The following is an 18,479-nucleotide window of genomic DNA, read 5'->3' on the forward strand; positions in this document are numbered from 1 at the left end:
ACTCTTTTCATAGGAAAGTTTTTACCCTAATCAATTCATCGGAATCGCGGACGCCAGCCGCCGAAACTGGATGAAAATAAACAGAGCGGTCAGCATCACCACAATTCCTGAACCGAGGAACCATAGCTGCACTCCGTATCGATCCACTACAGGTCCTGCCAACAGCAGTCCAATTGGCGAAGACAACATCATAATGCTGGTCACAAGTGAAATGACACGCCCAAGCATCTCGGGTTCAAAAGAACGCTGGATCATCGCCATGAAGGGACCATTGAAGAAGGGTGCCGCACTGCCCATGAAGAACGAGAGAATGGCAAAGATCACAAATGCATTCGGACCAATCAAACCACTGATCACACAGGTAAGACCGATGACTAGCAGACCTACGCTCATATAGCTAATGTCGCTCCATTTTGATGAGAACATCGACAATAGCAGACCACCTAAAATCATCCCGATGCTGAACACCGCTTCCACCAGGCTGGCACTGTATCCTCCACGGCCAAAATGAGACAAAGTCATATAAGGAAACAGTGTCGCCAGCGGCATAAATGCGATACTAAACACCGCAGTAGCCCCCGTAATCAACACAATGGGTTTCGCTTGAATGAGTGCGTTCCAACCCAAACGGAATTCTTGAACGAAAGACGGCGCAGCTGTAGCCTGCACTTTAGGCTGATGGATCTTCACCATGAACAGCATCAGATTCGCAATCAAAGCCCCGGCCACATCGAGTAGCAATACCGCCCCAAGCGAAGTTGCCGAGTAAACCGCTATCCCAATTGCAGGACCAATTACATTCGAGAAAGAGAACACCATCTGCTGCCAGCCCGCGACTCTTGTCAATTCTTCTTCAGGTGCAATCAACGGAACAGCCGCCTGAAAAGCCGGGGCATGAAAGGCCGAAGCCGCCGAACGCAAGCTCAGAATGACATACACAAAACCAAGTCCCGGTTCCCCCCACATGAAATAAATACCTAATATCAGACTGAAAAGCGCTATTGCGCTATCAGCAATAATCATTGTTATTTTACGATTCCAACGGTCCAGCCAAACCCCTACGAAAGGACCCAAGACCGCTTGCGGCAAAAACGCTGCCAACCCAGCAATCATCAAAACTGCCGCTGACCCTGTCGATTCCGTCAAGTGCCAGATCACCGCGAATTGAACCATCGAACTCGTGAGAATCGAGAAAATCTGTCCGCTAAAAATAAGGGCGAAGGCTTTTTTCCATTGTATTTGCATAAGGTCATCTCCTTTGATTAAAAACTTAGATAAACTCATTCCATGAGCATAGGCACACTGAAACAGGCACATCACAAATAAACTCATTTCCTTATCTCAAAAAAATGAATGAGTTCACTTGTCTTGCACCACGGACTACCATAAACGAATGGAATGGGTCACAAGGAGCACCTCCTGAAAAAATTATGTTCATTATAACATCGCAACTCCTCCATGAGCCAGTTCCAATTGTTCATTTTGAGAAGAATTTGATCTATCTCTATCTTCCGAATAAATTCCTAAATAAGGGAGAAGATAAAAATCACACTTAACATCTAATTTATTTAAGGAGAATTGCATGCGGAAATTTTTTAACGCCAAGACGCCTCCGTCTAATCCTAAGGTGCCCCCTCAAATCGAAGCCGAAAATGAGCTTTCAATGAAGGATCTTTTTTCCCATGCTATCTCTGCGTCTCTCGAAGACAACTTGCAGATTATTAATGACTGTTTTGCCAATTGCTCAGACCTAAAGGTTATTCCATGGCATTATGGCCCGGATCTTAAGTATGAAGCCTCATCCGTCTATTTCAATACACTTACTAAGTCTGACCCTACAAATTATTTTAAAGATGTCTTGCAAAATATAGTTCCGCATGAGCTGGGGCCCACCTTGGACGTAACCGTTGAAGATGTCATCTCTTATTTTGAAAAAAATGGTGTTTCATCACCGCTGCTTGAATTAATGGACAATATCGGTCAAGCCATTAAGGGGATTCTTGATGGGAAAGTTGTCCTTTTCTTTACAGGTTGGCAAAAAGCCGTTGCCTATTATGCCTTTGATGTAGAACAGCGCCAAACCTCTGAGCCCATTTCAGAGCCTACTGTTCAAGGTCCCCACGTCAGCTTTATAGAAAGCTTAGAGCGTAATATAGGTGTTATTCGTAGTTTGCTAAAATCTACTAATCTTAAGTTCGAGTTCTTTACCTCTGGTAAGCAGGTTCAAAGAACGTTGTCCTATGGTTATCTGGATGGAGTGGTGAAACCAGAAGCATTAAATCAATTCAAACAACGTATAGCAAGTATTGATCAGGAAGAAATTCTTGACGTCTCCTATCTCGAAGAGTGGATCGGTGATTCTCTCTACTCACCATTTCCACAAGTCCGCTACACAGAACGACCGGATACAGCTATAACAGCTCTGCTAGACGGGAAGATTATTGCTATGGTTAACGGAAGTCCTTCCATTCTGATCTGTCCCGGGAATTTCATGGAGTTTTTTACGAATAGCGAAGATTATTACTACCGAACCATTTTTTCATCATTGATAAGATTGATTAGGGTCGCTGCCTTCATCATCGCCCTGCTGTTACCCAGTACCTATATTGCCTTATCCAACTTCCATTCCGAACTAATTCCCACGGTTCTGCTGCTTGCCATTCTAAACACACGCGAAGGAATCCCCTTTCCGGCTATGGTTGAAGCTTTGATCATGGAGTTTTTCTTTGAGCTTTTGAGAGAGGCGGGCATACGCTTACCCAGACCGATTGGATCGGCCGTCAGTATCGTTGGAGCATTGGTCATTGGACAAGCGGCTATTCAATCGCAGATTGCCTCTCCGGTCATGGTCATTGTCGTCGCTTTGACGGGCATTGCCTCATTTGCGCTACCTCAATACAATATGGCAATTGCGCTGCGGATTTTACGGTTTCCCTTAATGATTCTCGCGGCAACGTTCGGAGGACTTGGCATCATGGTCGGTTTTATTCTAATTTACCTCCATCTGGCTACCTTGCGCTCTTTAGGAGAACCGTATTTAGACTCGTTAGCTCCGCTAGATCTCAAAAGAGTACGTGATTCTATTTTTCTACTTCCGAGAAGACTGCTGCTTCATTCACCACGGAATCGACACCTATATAAAAAGACTTCAGGAAGGAAGTAGATATAGTGAAGCGACTTACTACCATACTAATTTCCCTTCTTGTACTCACTCTAACTAGCGGATGCTGGGATAATAAAGAATTGGACGAGTATGGGTATGTGCAGGCGGTCGCCATTGACCAAAGCGAAGACAATCGGATTGTGATCACGACACATTTCTATAATCCTTCCACCAAAATAGAAATGGGACAAGCAGGGGATCCAGCGTCGAAGGGAATTAATATTGTTACAAGTGGAGAAACCTTTTTTGAAGCAATAAGGGAGATCCCGGCAAAATTTGGTCGAAAAGCCAAATGGGATCATATGCGTGTCATATTAATCGGGGAGCAACTAGCCAGAACCTCGAACATCCGGGAGGTGCTTGATTTTTTCTCCAGAGATCAAGAACCACGTGGTACCGTTCTTCCTCTCATCGCTGAGCAATCTGCGGCACCATTTTTAGATATCAACCCGTTTATCGAGCAGACCATTGGTCAACAGTATAAGAGAATGGAGACGAGCGGTGCTCTATATGCCGCAAAAACTTCCAAGATTCCTCTCTATGAGCTGGCTATACAAATGTGTAGCCCCTCCAATACTTCCATCATCCCTTACCTGCATAAGACCAGTTTGGATCATAAACCATTGATATCTGGGCTGGCTGTAATCCATGACGGGAAAATGATTGACATCCTAAAGGAAAAGGATACAGAAGCATTCATGATGCTGACGGATAGATATATCTATGGAGTACTAGAATTTCCTTGCCCGGATGAAACCGAAGAACCGCTGCGAAAAAAAGAAACGCTTGAAGTGCTTACCTTCAACAGTACGCTTACTCCAACCGTGAAAAATGGTTCTGTATCCGTCGGTGTAAAAATTGCTATTGAAGGGATGATCGGAGAATTACGTTGCTCACATTTAAAAAACAATAAGGACATGAAGCTTTTTGAGCAGCGTGTCATAACTCAGGTTGAACAACAGGTTGAGCATGCAACCAAGTTTTTGAAAACAAAAAAGATCGACGCACTCGGAATTGGCAATCAGATTTACCGGAAAAATCCGCAGCTGTGGAAACAACTAGAGCCTCAATGGAAGGATACATTCGCCCAGACTCAGTTCGATATCAACGTTGATGTCAAAGTGTTAAGCACTGGAATGAACTCAGGCACAATATTCGGAACAAAGGAGAAGTAGCTATGGTGGGAAAAATAATCTGCGTCCTCTTATTAGCTTCCGCTATGCTAGCCCATGACATCCCAAGGTTTAGGCAAGCCTCCATCCGCGATCGAGTAGTTTATGGAGTATTATTACTACCCGTACTTTATCTCGGATTTATCTTTATTGCAGCTAAGCCATGGCCCAATTTAGACTCCATCTTCAATTTACTTACGGCTCCAGCTGAGCACATCGTCCATTGGATCAACCCAACCATTTCATAAGCTTAAAGAATGAGGAGGAACGTATGAATAAGCAAGAACGTGTTAGCTCGATCCAAATGTCCATGCTGTTTCTCTTCTTTATGACCGGTTCCTCAATCGTCATCGTCCCTGCATCATTAACTAACTTTGCCGGCAACGGAGCCTGGATATCCCTCTTAATCGCCTCGGCCATAGGAATGCTTCTGCTTTCCGGCATTCTATATTTGAACCGACGAGCGCCAGATCTTTCGCTTGTGGAACAAAGTCGCTCCGTACTTGGAAACGGACTGACCCTTGTCCTCCTAATTCCTTTCACTTGTGTGCTGTTTTGGAATGTCGCAGGAATTGTAATTGAGATCGGAACCTTTTTCAAAAGTACGATGTTAAAAGAAACGCCCACTTACGCGGTAAATACCATGTTTTTTATAACGATTGCGATGACAGCTCTAGCTGGAATCGAAGTGATTGCCCGCATGGCAGCCGTCCTAATGTCACTAATGTTCGGATTTATCATCTTAGTCTGGATACTCGTAGCAGGGTTATATCATCCCGAATACCTACTGCCCATCATGCCTGATGGATTTAGGCCTATCCTAAGCGCTGCATATGTAGTCTATGGCTTTCCCTATTCCGAGCTTATCGTTTTTTCGATGATTTTACCGTTCGTGCGTAAAGAAGACAATTCTAAACTGGGAAAACAAATGTATCTTGCACTCATCATCAATGCCCTGACGTTAATTGCTTCTGTCATTAGCAGTATTATGGTACTGGGACCACTGTCCGGCAGCTTAAAATATTCATTATATCAGTTGGCGAGACTCATTTATTTTCAGGAAACCATTGAAAGAATCGAATCCGTGATTGGTTTTTCACTCATTATCGGCTTCTATTTCAAGGCTTCTATCCTGCTGCTTATTCTTATTAAAGTACTAAAGGAGCTTCTGAGATTGAAGGATGAACGTTTAATTGTTTTCCCTCTTGCTTTTGTTTGCCTGCTGTTATCTGTAACGACTTACACACAAGAGTCTGAGCTTGAGGAAATCGTGAATATTACATGGCCCTTGATCACTAACCTAGCTTACACCCTGCCATTTCTTCTGATTCTATTGGTCACTTTCATTCGTTATCATATAAAAAAACACAAAAAATAACCCGTTCTATACGGATTCAATATCCCCTATCTCATTTTGCAGACTTCAGAAAAGTAGGGATGCCCTACAGCCACTTTTAGCTTATTAGGACACCCCTGTTAAGTTTATTACTTTAATCGCACTAACCAATAAATTCTTGAACCCACTCGCTGTTATAGTAACCTATTCCAATTTCTGTGAAGCTGCTATTCAGGATGTTGGCACGATGACCAGGACTGTTCATCCATTGGTTCATTACTTCTTCTGCACTCGACTGACCTTTGGCGATGTTTTCCCCTGCTGAATTGTATGAGATCCCGAAGGCTTTCATCATATCAAACGGAGATCCATACGTAGGAGACTGATGGTCAAAATAATTGTTGTCATACATATCCTGCGCTTTAGCCAAAGCCATTTTCGAAAGTTCGCTATTTAAACTAAGGGGCTTCAAGCCTGCATTCGTTCTTTCTTTATTCACAAGATCCAATACTTGCTGTACTGATTGGGATGTATTGGCGGATGGTTGTGGATTTGCAGACTTCTGCGGGACAGCAGAATGTTGCGGATTTGCAGAATATTGTGGTTTGGCCGACTGCTGCGGATACGTTGTTTGGTCTGTTGTGCCTCCTGTAGGTGGATTGGTGCGGATGAACCCATCCAGCCATTTCGTTACATCGCCAGGAACTTGTTTAGTCTTAATTGTTGAATTCCCTGCATTCTCCGTGGAAATGGAAGATGCTTGCGTTAAAGTTGACGTTGAGGTAGTTTTACGAGCATGATTGTCAACCTTCGTTTGTTGAGTAGTCATTTGGTTGTTGGCCGAGTTATTACCCGAACAAGCAGTAACGAGTAATAGCGCTACTATAACGATAAATGGTTTAATAAGAACCCCTCCTGATTTGGCAAAGTAGTGACTTAATCGAATAAAGTTTTTGTAAAGTACCACTGATTTATTCATCCCTAATTCAAAAATATAAAAAGCAAAAAAGTCCACCCGCAACATGGTTGCTGTGGACTTAATCTTAGTGGATATATTAGATTCGTTGATTTTGTTACACCTTTAGGAATTTATAGAATTTTTTACTAATTAGTGTTATGCTTTATTAAGATAATAAACTATAACATCACAAATTTTTTTGGACAAACAAGCTTATAGAAATGAGCGGGCGTTGTTAGGTAAATAGATACTTTTAGATTACTTAATGTAATGTGATTGCAAAATTATTACAAGGGGTGATCATGCTATGTTAGAAGGTATCTCGATAAAACAAGTCTCCATTTATTGTCCTGAAAGAGTGATTAACAACCAATATTTTATTGACCATTTTCAAAAGCAAGGCATAGATATTAAGCGGATTCTTAAAAAGACAGGCAGAAAAAAACGCCATGTTATTGAAGGAACGAAGGAGAACTCGTTGACGATGGCGATTAATGCCGCTCAACAAGCAATTGATGGTGCTTCATTGAAATCTGCAGATATAGACCTGATTCTTTTTTCCAGCTCAACTCCGGAATATCTATCACCAACGAATTCATTGCTTATTCACAAAGCTATCAAAGGTAAAGATGATACGCTTTGCTATGACTTGAATGGGAATTGTATAGGAATGTTTATTGCGGTTGAACAGGCTGCTCGTACTTTATACGATGATCCTGATAGAGATAGAGCGTTGGTTATCGGTTCGGATTTTTTAAATTTATGGGCTGATCCATCACATCCAATAACATATTCAATTTTTGGCGATGCCGCCGTAGCCCTCATTTTAGAAAAAGACCATTCAGAGAGTGGATTAATTGACGTAAGGTATCTTTCGGACAGCCGTTTTACAGAAGAAATTGTGTACCCCGCTCAAGGATTGGCTAAGTCTTTGCGTGATGGGGCTGAACACCGCTACTTACACTGGGGGAGATTCAGCGGAATAGACAGTGTACGATTTGCGGAAACATCTATTGTTGAATTATTGAACAAACATCACCTAACATTCGAGGATATACAAGTTTTTTGTTTTTCACAATTTACATTGGCTAATATTAAATTACTTCAGGCTAAGCTGAACCTGGATCAGCATAAAATTATTTATGTAGCCGACGAATATGGCTATACTGGCACAAGCAGTCCCTTTCTGGCCTTATATTGTGCAATTGAACATGGTTTGATCAAACGTGGCGATAACTTGTTATTTTGGACATTGGGATCAGGTTATCAAGCCGGTTCAATGTTATGGCGTTATTGACATGAGGCTTCATTTATTCATCCTATCACTATCGAAACTCCACAATACACTAACAACAATCCCATCAGTATATTAAATTGACTTCTATATTTAGATATCATTTTTTTGAAAAGAGAACCACATAAACACCAACTAAAAGTGCCCATAAAACCTATGAGAGCTAAGACTATAGAGTAACTCAATAAACTAAAATAGGAAGAATGAGAGGTAAGAATAAATGTAGATGTAACTGTGATTCCATATAATATCCCTTTTGGATTAATAAATTGTAAAAGCATACCCGCAATAAAGCTGTTGTGTTTATCGCCACTTCCATCATTTTCTTGATGTTTACTTGTAATAATTTTAAATGCTAAATAAAACATGTAGACTCCGCCTATCACAGCCATAATAGATTCAATCTTTGGGATAAGATTAATCAGAAGTATATTAAAATAGCAACATAACAATATGATCACGAAAAAACCTGTGCCCACTCCTAAACAGAATTTCATTGTTTTTCGTAAACCAAACTGGTTTGCAAAAGTCATTGCCATAATGTTATTGGGTCCCGGAGTAAAGCTAGCAACAAATGCATATAAAAACAAAGAAACAATCACTAACTTATTTCTCCCCTTCCCTTTTTGTATGTTATAATGTATTTATCAGACGTTATAACGTCCTTATGTGCGTTTTATTGTATATCTTGGTCGTTATAAAGTAAATAGGGAGTGGAGAATTACCGTGGAAGAGATAAATCAAATCATTGCGGAGAATATAAAAAAGATTAGAAGAAGTAAAGATTTAAGCATGGAAAAGGTGGCAGAATTAACAGGAGTAAGCAAAACAATGATTGGTCAAATCGAAAGAGGCGAATCAACACCTACCATTACAACCATTTGGAAGATCGCCAATGGATTAAAAACTTCATTTTCTACGCTGATAGATTACCCAAAACCTGACACAAGAATAACATTAAGAAATGAGATTCAACCACTGCTTGAAGACAACGGAAAATATCGAGTGTATCCATCTTTCCCATTTGATGAAAGCAAACGATTTGAGGGTTATACAGTCGAGATAGACGAAGGTGGATACCTTGATGCCAATCCACATATGGAAGGAACTGAAGAATTAATCACTGTATTTGATGGTGAATTGTCTTTGCGTGTCAATGATAATGAATATCTATTAAAATCTGGTGATTCTATCACGTTTAACGCAGACAAACCCCATGTATATTATAATCCAGGAGAATCATTGACCCGTTTAAGCATGATCTTATACTATTCTAGTTAGCAAAAAAACCAAGGTTCTTAAACCTTGGGATCAAATCTTACTATGATAACCTGCGGAGACGCCACTCAGCCTCCCCATTATGAACCGTCCAGCATAAACTTATAAACCTTACCGTCTTGTACATATTCATTATTAAAAAGCAGGGCATCCCCTTCTCTTTTCAGGAACTTCAGGTTATCTCCAAAAAAAGGAAGGTCGTTTGTTTCGGCATATTTTTGCTGCTCTACGTCAAGAAGTGCCTTGTACAACAATGTTTTGGCACTTGTTTTGCGATCTATCATCATGAGGAAACCTTGTTGATTGGACCTAATCAGCAGAAAATCCTCGTCCATTCCCTCCACTAAATAATTATCCGAATTACCACCTAGGGTGTTCAGATTAATCGTCTCCGTTACCTTCCCTGTTCCATCTTCAATTAATCGTAATATTTTACCATCGGTAAGCAGGAGCTGATTGCCAGCTATTTTTACATTGTCACCATAACGAAGATGGTATCCTACACTTGCGTGGCGAATGACCATTCCATCCTTAATAATCATGGTATACCATTTATTATTGATATGTGGTTCTCCGTAAATATCTGTTACGGTTAGATAGATTAGACCTTTCGGCGTCTTCTGAAAATCGAATTGAACAGCATCGAATAACTGCGAACCAAGGTTCGTTAGCAAGCGAGTTTGTCCTGCGGAATCTGTTAGATATAAACTCCCTGTTTACTTCCAATACGAACGGCTATCTTTTTTCCCCATCCAGTAAACTTCGCTCTTTGATGCGATTTATCCCATACAACCTTCAACCCTGCCGCTTCCCAGTGACTGGCTGAAACATAAGTAATCCCATCCTTTACTAGTGCAGCGCTCGTACCTTTCCCGCCTCCATCCATAATGAAAGTAAAATAAGTGATCAAAGTCTCTCCTTCTATTAATCCTCTCAATCTGCCTCTTTTTCTCTCATTTCGTGGTTCCCCCAAGAATCTGTGAAAGTTTTCTCATATATTGATAGGGAGGTTGGCGCCAAACCTTTAACAAAATAATTGAAAGAAGGCAATTACAATGGCTTTAGGTTGTGATACAGCTACAAATGTAACAGCAGCAAGATTAACTACACTTAAAAATAATAAATTCACATTCGTTTGCCGCTATTTGAATCGCGTCGAAGGATATCAGGATGGTCTTACCTCAGCTGAGATTACACGGATTTCAGATGGGGGATTATATATCATATCCCTTTATCAAATCAGCAAATCGCTCGATCATTTTACGAAAGCCAATGGTGTTAAAGATGCTGAAACGGCTGTAGGCTTAGCAAGTGATTTGGGACAAACCAGCAGCACTCCGATTTATTTTGCCATAGACCGCGATATGACTTCTACCGAAATCACAAACAATATAGTACCTTATTTTCAAGGCATAAAATCAGTGCTAGACAGCAGTACTAAAAATTCCAAAGGCTATAAAATGGGTATCTACGGATCACGAGCAGTCTGCTCTCATATTCGAGGCACTAATTCCGCCACAACACGTTACACCTTCATCATAGATAATGACTGGCAGGGAACCTTCGATGATTGGAACCTGCGACAATATAATTTCAACACTGAGGTAGGAACGAGCACTGGCAAAATCAACGTAGACTATGTAGAGTCCTCCTCACATAGCGGTGGAGGCTGGAAAAAGTAATTTATTCCTCTTTTATCGGTGACGAGGCGTTATACTAAAGCAGATGATGATAGATTCAAATAAAGTCTCGTTATTAAAAAAATAGTAAAAAGACAACCAGGCATTGACTATCCGATTATTGGAGAAGCTCTGCCTGGTGTTTTTGGTTTGTAGCGGAAGTTTAAGCAGATAATGATAAATCGTAGCTATCCGACTTTAAGGTCTCCTTTGGGCAACCCTCGGAGAAAAATCGCTCTAACTTTATGCAACCTATGAGATAACTGCACTTTATACACTTATTTCGTCTGTAAAAGGCTAACTTCTCACTTTAACTGTATTCTATACAATTAAAAATTACAGTTATCAGCTTTAGCGGCAAAAAACTAAAAAATAGGTGTACAAAATACAACTATCTTCAGGAGCGAGTTTTTCGAGCGAAAATAGCTGTACGAAATACAATTAAAAGCCACTACATATTAAAATCGTCAGCCCTCCATATAAAAAAGGGGCGGGATCTTTGTAGACCACCCCCTGCTCCACTTGCTCCTATTTAGAATCGCCCATTTGATCATATGCTGAATCATACGTCCACTTCAGGCCGTTGTCCTTACTCGACAGATAGATGGTACCTACAGTGTTGCCCTCTTTGCTGAGCAGAATAGGATACAATCCCTCTTTTCCATTAAAAATAGGTGAAAGCGGCGTTTTTTGATATTCATCAAAGGTTTCCGGCAGGGATACCACGAGCTTTTCCCATGACTTACCCTTATCTTTAGTCCAATAAATAACAGGCCCATTATCTTCATAATATCTGAACCCTAAGAATCCGATATCCTTGTTAGAAAACCCTGCCCCGGCTAAACTTTCCGCGTATAAATCGTTAGGATTTCCAAGCTCCGTCCATGTCTTCCCGCCGTCAGAGGTCTGGTATACATAATTTAGCGAACGTCCCACACCTACAGAACCTCCGGAGACGATCCAACCATTTTGCTTGTCAGTAAACCCGATGAACTTGGCATCATAACCCTTAGCACCTTCAATGTTGTAGTTATTCCACGATTTTCCCATGTCATCGCTGATTAATACATGTAGAGGGGATTCTTTACCATCCGCAAATCCATATACAATTGCAGTTTTGTCCTCGGAGATATAAAATCCGGTATCCGCTCTACCCATCCCCATTTCAGTTCCAGTCGTATCAAGTTTTAAAGGCGTTTGCGCTTGGATCTCCCCTTTCCGATAGGAGACAGAGACATTACCATCCTCGTCCATGGAATACGTATTCCCAGCGTCATGCACAACAACTTGTTCGCCACTAGAGCTGTAAGAATAGATAGTACCTGGTTTGAGCGCCGCCGTATCTGTAGATTGTCCGGTTAGGTTCGTACAGGCTGCTAGCACTGCTGTTACACCAACCACCATTAAGACCGCAAGAAATGCGCCTACTCCATTTCGTTTTTCTTTCATATTTAAAATACTGCCGAATCGCTGCTTCATCGAGTGTTTTCCTCCTGCAAAATTCGTTGATAAAGCTACATGCCGAGTAGCATTACTTTGCATAACCGATAAAATAGCTTCGCAGTATTTCTTTCGATATGCTGCATTTTGCTTACGTACAACGGTGTCATCACAATAAATTTCAATTTCACGGACAGCTTCGCGTGCCATGAACCAGACCAATGGATTAAACCAATGCACTGCCTGCACAATCAGTAGCAGCAGCTTATATATGATGTCATGCCTTTTGTAATGGACCAGCTCATGTTTTAAGATAAACTCCAGCTCTTCCTCACTATATTGATCATGCGGCAAGAATAGTGTTGGCTTGTAAAAACCCATTAGCATCGGATTCGGAACTTTACTGCTTATCAGAACCGGAATGGCGGGTGTTACATGCATTTCTTTAGCGACTTGTTTGAGCTTGGAGAACATATCCTCTCTCTGAAGAGGGCTGCTCCAACGTAATACCTGTTTTCTGAAAAAGAAATAACTAAGCAAATGATACCCTAAAAAAAGCACAGCTCCAGTAACCCAGATGTACGCTAAGATATTAGTTATAGAAGGGATATGGCTTACATCCCCTGTCTGGACCGGCTGAGAGATTACTGACGTATCCGCCTGCAAATTCTGGGACACTGAGCTTTGAAAGACAGTTGCTATGGCCTGACCTTCGGGTAGCTGAATCGCCACAGGAGGATTGGTAAAGGAAAAGTTGAATGGCAACAATAATCGCAGGGTTAGGATCAACCATATCCAATAGCTCAACTTAGCCGAATAATGTTTTCTTAACAAGGGAGTTAATGTGATTAAGCCAATAATAACTAAACTTATGGTCACAGAGATAACCAGAAAATCTGTAAAAAGACCTGTTATCATCAGGATTCCTCCTTATCTACTCTATCGAGCATTTCCCGCAACTCAGCAAGATCGCTTTTATCAATCGCCTTTCCGTTGTATAAGGACATTACCATATCCTGCACAGAGTTGCCAAAAAGCTTTTCAAGCGTCGACTTCCCTTCGCTCTCTTTATAATCTGTCTCAGAAATTGCAGCGAGATAACGGTTGCTCCGCCCTTCTTTTTCGCAAGATAGAAAGCCCTTTTCAACCAGCCGTGACAGCACTGTCATCAAAGTTGCAAGCGCCCACTTACGTTTATCCCCCAGTTGATTCAAAATGTAAGAGGAGCTAACCCAACTCTCGGCTCGCCAAATCACCAGCATAATTTCCAGTTCAGCATCTGGCAAGCGTTTGATTTTGTTATTCATCCCTATTTCTCCTTGTTATACATTTGTGTAATACATTCATTATACAAACGTATAATTAAAAAGCAAGCACATTATTTCTAAAATATGTATACATTCTTAGACGTTTATTATTTTAATAAAGGTTTCACCAGTCCAGTAGCAAATAATAAATAGAACCCTAGGAACTTTTATAAGATTCCAACAATGAGATAACCAACGCACACTCAGCTGAAATTTATAACTATTTTGGAAACTAAGTGATTGGTCTGCATTATTCTTAAGTAAGGAGGTCGGTTATGAAAAAATTTAGTATTCTATCATTTTCACTGATAATTTTACTGATTTTATTATTTGTATTAGTCAGACCCACGCAAAAGATCGTTAGTGTCAATCTTGTATCCGAAACAACAGAAATCACTTATACTGACCGTGAAAGCCTTCAAATCTTCGAAGATGCTATAAGAACTGTAAAAAAAGTACGTGGGTCTGTTGATGTGGGTGAACCAACTTATCGAATGACTGTTACTTACGCTAATTCCAAGGTCGTCGGATTCAGCCTTTATATGGATTTTAAAACGAAAGATGGTTTCCTGATTAAAGCTAGCAATAGCGAAAAGATGCTGGATTTAAGAAATAAGAATTCGGTTGAGCTAGCTGATCTGTTAAGTAAAGAAAAGGAAGATTAAAATTTGGAAACTCAATCTAAAAATAGGCATGGTCATCATACAAATGTAAAAACAAGCCATCCTTTAGTACTAACTAAGGATGGCTTGTTCGTAATTATATTATTTTCCTGCGCTTCAGATATACTGTCCCGCTCCGCTCAGAGCGCTGCAATTCTCTGCTGGATGCGTGGGAATAATGCAAAGGCATTCTCATAAAATACTTTCTCGTGGTGCTGCTCAGGCACAAGTCGGCGGACGAACTCCGCATACAGGTCAATAGGCGCGAGTGGCCAATCGGTACCGAACAGCATTTTTTCATAGTGATCAGAGTACACCAACGCCCGGCGAAAATGATCCATAAACAGGGGTTCATTCATGAACCGCTCAAAATGAGGCCGGTCACCAACAACGAGACCGGACAAATCGGCATAGACGTTTGGATTCTTGGCGACCACTTCGGCAGCATCCATCACCCAGGGATCGCCTAGATGGCAGATCATAAAGTTCACGTCGCGCCGTTGGAACGCTAGTTCGTCCACGGTAAGCGGATGCGCATACTTAAGCAATCCATTCATCGAATACGTATCACCGGTATGAATAACCACAGGCGTGCCGTACTTGGCTGCCAGCTCATAGATCGGCGAGTAGATTTTGTCATAAACGTAATGATGATAGTACCCGGCATAGAGCTTAATACCAGCTACCTCAGGAGCTTGCAGCCGTGCCTCAATTCGGTCCAGCTCATCCAAAGCATCCTTTCCTCCGAGCATATTCGGATTAATGCCCACGCATTCCATTAAGAACGGCGGTACACTGGCTTCCAAGTCGAGACCCATCGGATTGGGAGAGGCAGAGTCAGGAAAGGCTCCCTTCGTCTGCTCCGTGACCCCCATTCCAATGCCGAGAACAACGTCGTTCTTGTCAAACTCCGCTTTGAGCCCAGCAGCTGTGTAATCAACTTTGGAGAGGTCCAGTGCTGTCTGATGAAAGCTATCGATGTCCGACAGATGAATGTGAATATCAATGATTGGCATTTATAGTCTCCTTTTTGTCAGAAGCACTAGCAAAGGTCACCTTCATAAGATTACGAACTGCCTCTGGATCCAGAGCGAGCTCTCCCATGATCATGAAGGTCGGCTGTGTCCAAGCGGTTTCTCCGTTCAGAAGTAGTAGATGGTGATTCACACCATATGTGAATACCTTATTGTTCACGTAAGACATAGCTCTCTGATTAGGATAACTATGCACCACATGCAGCATGTCTTTACGCGAAGTTGCACCGATTCGGATAAGCCCCTTGGATTCCAGATGGGCTTCGACCTTCCCGATAGGGAAGTTGCCTTCCTCTGGGAGCTCCATCCAGCCTTCCGAATAGATTGGTGAAGGCTTAAAGTAACTATCCTCGGATAGCGAATAATGCGGTAGCGTCATTCCACTTTCATTGGTTACTGAAATCAACACACAGAGCACAGGAACTCCGGGCAGCATGAGGTAATGCTGATTGATCGTGATCCCCCGGTTTGCTTCCTGCTTCTCCATCGAAGTGGTCAGTCTCAATCCCTTCCAGACGTTGCCGTGATCATCCATCTGCTCCGTCCAAGCTGCGCTTCTTGGCTCCTGCAACCGGCTAAATCCGCCTATGCCAGAAATACCCACACCGAGTCCACCATGCCAAGGATTCCACCAGGAACGTGGTTCAGCTTTCGGAAAGGTGCTGTCCAGCCACTCTTCTCCTTGGTGCTTCAAGGAATGCACAACGCTGCCAAAATCAGGAGCAGCTGCAATAGATAGAACTCCGTTGCTCACTGTGTAAATGGGACCCGCAGGTCCTTCTTCTATCCCACAAACAACGCTTGTTTCCGTTTGTGGAAACCAGAGGCCTGTTCGCTCTTGAATGCGATCCTCACCACGATAGACGACCCGGACCTTACGGCCAGATTCGTTGTGTTCTGGTGATTCTGTATCCTCAGTAGAGAGTTCAAAACCAGCGGAGTGCAAATTTTGTCCTCTTTGCAACTCCATCTCAGCGACACTTCGCTCCTCTTCTCCATCAGCCTGTACATACAATTCAAGGCTTCCATCAAGCGGTGTCATCTTTCGTTCGATTAGCTCGGCATGAAGTGCCCCTGCCGCAAAAGGATTTCCACCGCCGAGCGTTAGCTCAAGATGGTCATCCAACACCGGTATGACCGAATTCTGCTGTTTTAGGGCAAAGGCGCGGAATTCCGACCACTTAAGGAAGGTGTTAAGAGCAAACACCATAGTTTTTGTCCGTACGACATCTCCAGCGGAGATTCGGCCAAGATTATGCTCCAGCCCAAGCGGGTATTCCGGACGAAGCAATTTTAGCGAAGGATCCCAGCAGATTCCGCATGTGACGTTCTCTTCCTTGCAGAACAACCAGTTCTCCGTAATTTGTGCACTGTCCCAAAGACTTGGATCGCCTGAGTAAGCATCGCCCATGTCCACGTATTGGCCCTGATATGGCAAGATGAGCTGTTTACCGAAAAAGCCGAAATTCGTCAACAGATACATGTCTTCTTCCAGAATATCACTATTGGTATTGCAGACCTCACTATAAAACTCAGCGATTCCGTTGGCAAATAGCTTAGCCACTCTTTTTATCTCAAGACCCGGGAATTCTTCCGACTCGTAAAGAGATTCGAGAACCTGGCTCTCCCCTTCAGAATAGATCTTTACTTCTTTGGCCTGTTTCTTAGAGAATTCTTCTGCGAATGGCTTGCCTAACTTCGGATGGGTCAACCAGAAATTATGGCTCGAGCCGGGATATTCAATCCACATTCCATTGTCGGTATTATTAAGATGAATAGAGTAAGCGCCATTCACAGCCACCCACTGATCCCCGTTTTCCCCGCCAAAGCGGCCATGCGTTCCCTTCATTAGAACGGATAGCTTGCTTATGAAGGTGACTGCCTTCTCTCCAACCGGAACGGCCGTTACCTCAATAGCCTGTGAATAAAGACCGTATGAATTTAGGGTAAAGGGTACTTGAATAGAAGCCTTACTCTTAGCTGGAACAGTAAAGCTTACTGTACGGTCCGCCCACATCAGGAATTCGTCTTCGGGCAAATCAAAAGAAAATTCTGCTTCTGCAGCAAAATTATTCTCCACATTAAGGTACAGTTCCGAAGGAAGACCCAGATACAATTCCCGGTGTGGCAGCGCTATCTTCATTTTGAGTGGAAATTTAGGAGCAACGCCAATGCGGAATTCCGCACGCTTGCCACCGATGATCCACTTGCTCATAACAACGGGGTGTGTCTTCTTATCGTTCTGTTCTTCCCGAACTGAATCAAGCTCAAAATCACCTTCCACGATAACCGTTTCACCTGGAGCGAGTATTCGCGCAGCAGATAGAGCAAAACGGATATTTTTATCGTTCTGGCCTTCGATCTCAATAGCCAGCTCAGACGTCGAACGATTCTTGATGCGATAGCGAATCTTGTAGGTCGAACCAAACACAAGATCATGATCATCAATTTCCGTAGAGATTTCATAGTCTGGTGTATCAAGAGCGGTCAGACCGCGGCCAGTCTTCTCGAATTCCGCCCGCAAGGAGAGTTCTCCCTTTTGCCAAGTATAATCAAAGAAATCAAAGCCACGCTCCTGGCGGCCATCTGGCTGGATGGGAAGTTCACGGGTACTGTCTGCATACCAATCCAGTTCTTCAAAATAAGGAGCAAGTGCTTCCGTTTGCAATACAGTTGGAATGAAGTTCATCAGATGGACGTAATCTTCATTTTTCTCCCAAAAAAATCCGCATTTCTTATACATCGGTACGGCTTTCGTATTACCTGCCCAAGTGAACAGATCAAGACGTGGCCAGCCCGCTTCTATTGTTTGGCGAACAGCGTTCAGAATCAGATTGCGGCCAACCTTGTATCCGTGATAATCGGGCCGTACATTCAATAGCGGGACATACAATGCCCCTTCATCTTGACGGTAGTGGGCGAAGCTGCAGAAGCCGACTACCTCTTTGCCATCAACGGCAAGAAAGGCATTAAGATTGGACGAGATCTCCATCTCACGGCGCACACTGTCCTCAGTTCTCTGATTAGTGCCTCCGCCCCAGCTTTCGTTGCTGCGGTTCCACATTTCTGCGACCGCCCCAGCATAAGAAGAATCGTATTCGATAATGCGGATTTGTTCCGCAGTAGTTTTTACAGTCATGCTCTCATCTCCTTATT

At 42.5% G+C, this 18,479-nt stretch carries 17 protein-coding genes; 8 read left to right on the forward strand and 9 right to left on the reverse strand.

The window, feature by feature from the left end; all coding sequences use genetic code 11:
- Positions 1-30: 30 nt before the first annotated feature.
- Positions 31-1,245 (reverse strand): MFS transporter, encoded by a 1,215-nt coding sequence (locus MKZ16_RS20470; protein ID WP_036688783.1) that lies wholly within the window; start codon positions 1,243-1,245, stop codon positions 31-33.
- 337 nt (positions 1,246-1,582) lie between these two features.
- Between MKZ16_RS20470 and MKZ16_RS20475 the strand changes: the two genes are divergently transcribed.
- Genes MKZ16_RS20475 through MKZ16_RS20490 form a run of 4 tightly spaced genes read left to right on the forward strand, consistent with a single transcriptional unit; the run spans position 1,583 to position 5,713 of the window.
- Positions 1,583-3,163 (forward strand): spore germination protein, encoded by a 1,581-nt coding sequence (locus MKZ16_RS20475; protein WP_235219569.1) that lies wholly within the window; start codon positions 1,583-1,585, stop codon positions 3,161-3,163.
- Between the two features lie 5 nt (positions 3,164-3,168).
- Positions 3,169-4,338 carry a Ger(x)C family spore germination protein gene (locus tag MKZ16_RS20480; RefSeq protein ID WP_170914174.1) on the forward strand — a complete coding sequence of 390 codons (1,170 nt, stop codon included), beginning with the start codon at positions 3,169-3,171 and terminating at the stop codon, positions 4,336-4,338.
- 2 nt (positions 4,339-4,340) lie between these two features.
- Complete coding sequence (locus MKZ16_RS20485; protein WP_036688786.1) at positions 4,341-4,583, forward strand: hypothetical protein; 243 nt, start codon at positions 4,341-4,343, stop codon at positions 4,581-4,583.
- Between the two features lie 23 nt (positions 4,584-4,606).
- On the forward strand, positions 4,607-5,713 hold the full coding sequence (locus MKZ16_RS20490) for an endospore germination permease (protein WP_036688787.1): 1,107 nt from the start codon (positions 4,607-4,609) through the stop codon (positions 5,711-5,713).
- A gap of 121 nt (positions 5,714-5,834) precedes the next feature.
- Here the strand turns inward: MKZ16_RS20490 and MKZ16_RS20495 are convergent, their stop codons facing one another.
- Complete coding sequence (locus MKZ16_RS20495) at positions 5,835-6,650, reverse strand: CAP domain-containing protein (protein ID WP_256717307.1); 816 nt, start codon at positions 6,648-6,650, stop codon at positions 5,835-5,837.
- A gap of 286 nt (positions 6,651-6,936) precedes the next feature.
- On the opposite strand from MKZ16_RS20495, the gene MKZ16_RS20500 reads away from it, so the two are divergent.
- Entirely contained in the window at positions 6,937-7,926 is a 990-nt protein-coding gene (locus MKZ16_RS20500; protein ID WP_076104953.1) for a ketoacyl-ACP synthase III, read from the forward strand.
- Positions 7,927-7,943: 17 nt separating this feature from the next.
- Here MKZ16_RS20500 and MKZ16_RS20505 read toward each other — a convergent pair whose 3' ends face one another.
- Positions 7,944-8,525 carry a LysE family transporter gene (locus MKZ16_RS20505; RefSeq protein ID WP_036688794.1) on the reverse strand — a complete coding sequence of 194 codons (582 nt, stop codon included), beginning with the start codon at positions 8,523-8,525 and terminating at the stop codon, positions 7,944-7,946.
- A gap of 124 nt (positions 8,526-8,649) precedes the next feature.
- Between MKZ16_RS20505 and MKZ16_RS20510 the strand changes: the two genes are divergently transcribed.
- The gene (locus tag MKZ16_RS20510) at positions 8,650-9,204 is read left to right on the forward strand and encodes an XRE family transcriptional regulator (protein ID WP_076104954.1); all 555 of its coding nucleotides are present in this window, start codon (positions 8,650-8,652) and stop codon (positions 9,202-9,204) included.
- Between the two features lie 77 nt (positions 9,205-9,281).
- Here the strand turns inward: MKZ16_RS20510 and MKZ16_RS20515 are convergent, their stop codons facing one another.
- Both MKZ16_RS20515 and MKZ16_RS20520 read right to left on the reverse strand, forming a co-directional pair.
- Complete coding sequence (locus MKZ16_RS20515) at positions 9,282-9,875, reverse strand: hypothetical protein (protein WP_076104955.1); 594 nt, start codon at positions 9,873-9,875, stop codon at positions 9,282-9,284.
- A gap of 23 nt (positions 9,876-9,898) precedes the next feature.
- Entirely contained in the window at positions 9,899-10,138 is a 240-nt protein-coding gene (locus tag MKZ16_RS20520) for a hypothetical protein (protein ID WP_141118455.1), read from the reverse strand.
- A 118-nt stretch (positions 10,139-10,256) separates the two neighbouring features.
- Between MKZ16_RS20520 and MKZ16_RS20525 the strand changes: the two genes are divergently transcribed.
- Entirely contained in the window at positions 10,257-10,883 is a 627-nt protein-coding gene (locus MKZ16_RS20525) for a glycoside hydrolase domain-containing protein (RefSeq protein WP_076104957.1), read from the forward strand.
- A 525-nt stretch (positions 10,884-11,408) separates the two neighbouring features.
- Here the strand turns inward: MKZ16_RS20525 and MKZ16_RS20530 are convergent.
- A complete protein-coding gene (locus MKZ16_RS20530) occupies positions 11,409-13,238 on the reverse strand; it encodes a M56 family metallopeptidase (protein ID WP_076104958.1) in 1,830 nt (609 codons plus the stop codon).
- The gene (locus MKZ16_RS20535; RefSeq protein WP_036688814.1) at positions 13,238-13,627 is read right to left on the reverse strand and encodes a BlaI/MecI/CopY family transcriptional regulator; all 390 of its coding nucleotides are present in this window, start codon (positions 13,625-13,627) and stop codon (positions 13,238-13,240) included. The genes MKZ16_RS20530 and MKZ16_RS20535 overlap by 1 nt, the downstream gene beginning before the upstream one ends.
- A gap of 275 nt (positions 13,628-13,902) precedes the next feature.
- On the opposite strand from MKZ16_RS20535, the gene MKZ16_RS20540 reads away from it, so the two are divergent.
- Positions 13,903-14,292, forward strand: coding sequence for a hypothetical protein (locus MKZ16_RS20540; RefSeq protein WP_076104959.1), 390 nt, complete (start codon positions 13,903-13,905; stop codon positions 14,290-14,292).
- 137 nt (positions 14,293-14,429) lie between these two features.
- Here the strand turns inward: MKZ16_RS20540 and MKZ16_RS20545 are convergent, their stop codons facing one another.
- Both MKZ16_RS20545 and MKZ16_RS20550 read right to left on the reverse strand, forming a co-directional pair.
- Complete coding sequence (locus MKZ16_RS20545; RefSeq protein WP_076104960.1) at positions 14,430-15,305, reverse strand: amidohydrolase family protein; 876 nt, start codon at positions 15,303-15,305, stop codon at positions 14,430-14,432.
- Positions 15,292-18,462, reverse strand: coding sequence for a GNAT family N-acetyltransferase (locus MKZ16_RS20550; protein WP_076104961.1), 3,171 nt, complete (start codon positions 18,460-18,462; stop codon positions 15,292-15,294). Before MKZ16_RS20550 ends, MKZ16_RS20545 begins: the two co-directional genes overlap by 14 nt.
- Positions 18,463-18,479 lie beyond the last annotated feature (17 nt).

The sequence above is a fragment of the Paenibacillus sp. FSL R5-0928 genome, from assembly GCF_037970385.1.
Taxonomy (GTDB): Bacteria; Bacillota; Bacilli; order Paenibacillales; family Paenibacillaceae; genus Paenibacillus_AQ; species Paenibacillus_AQ odorifer.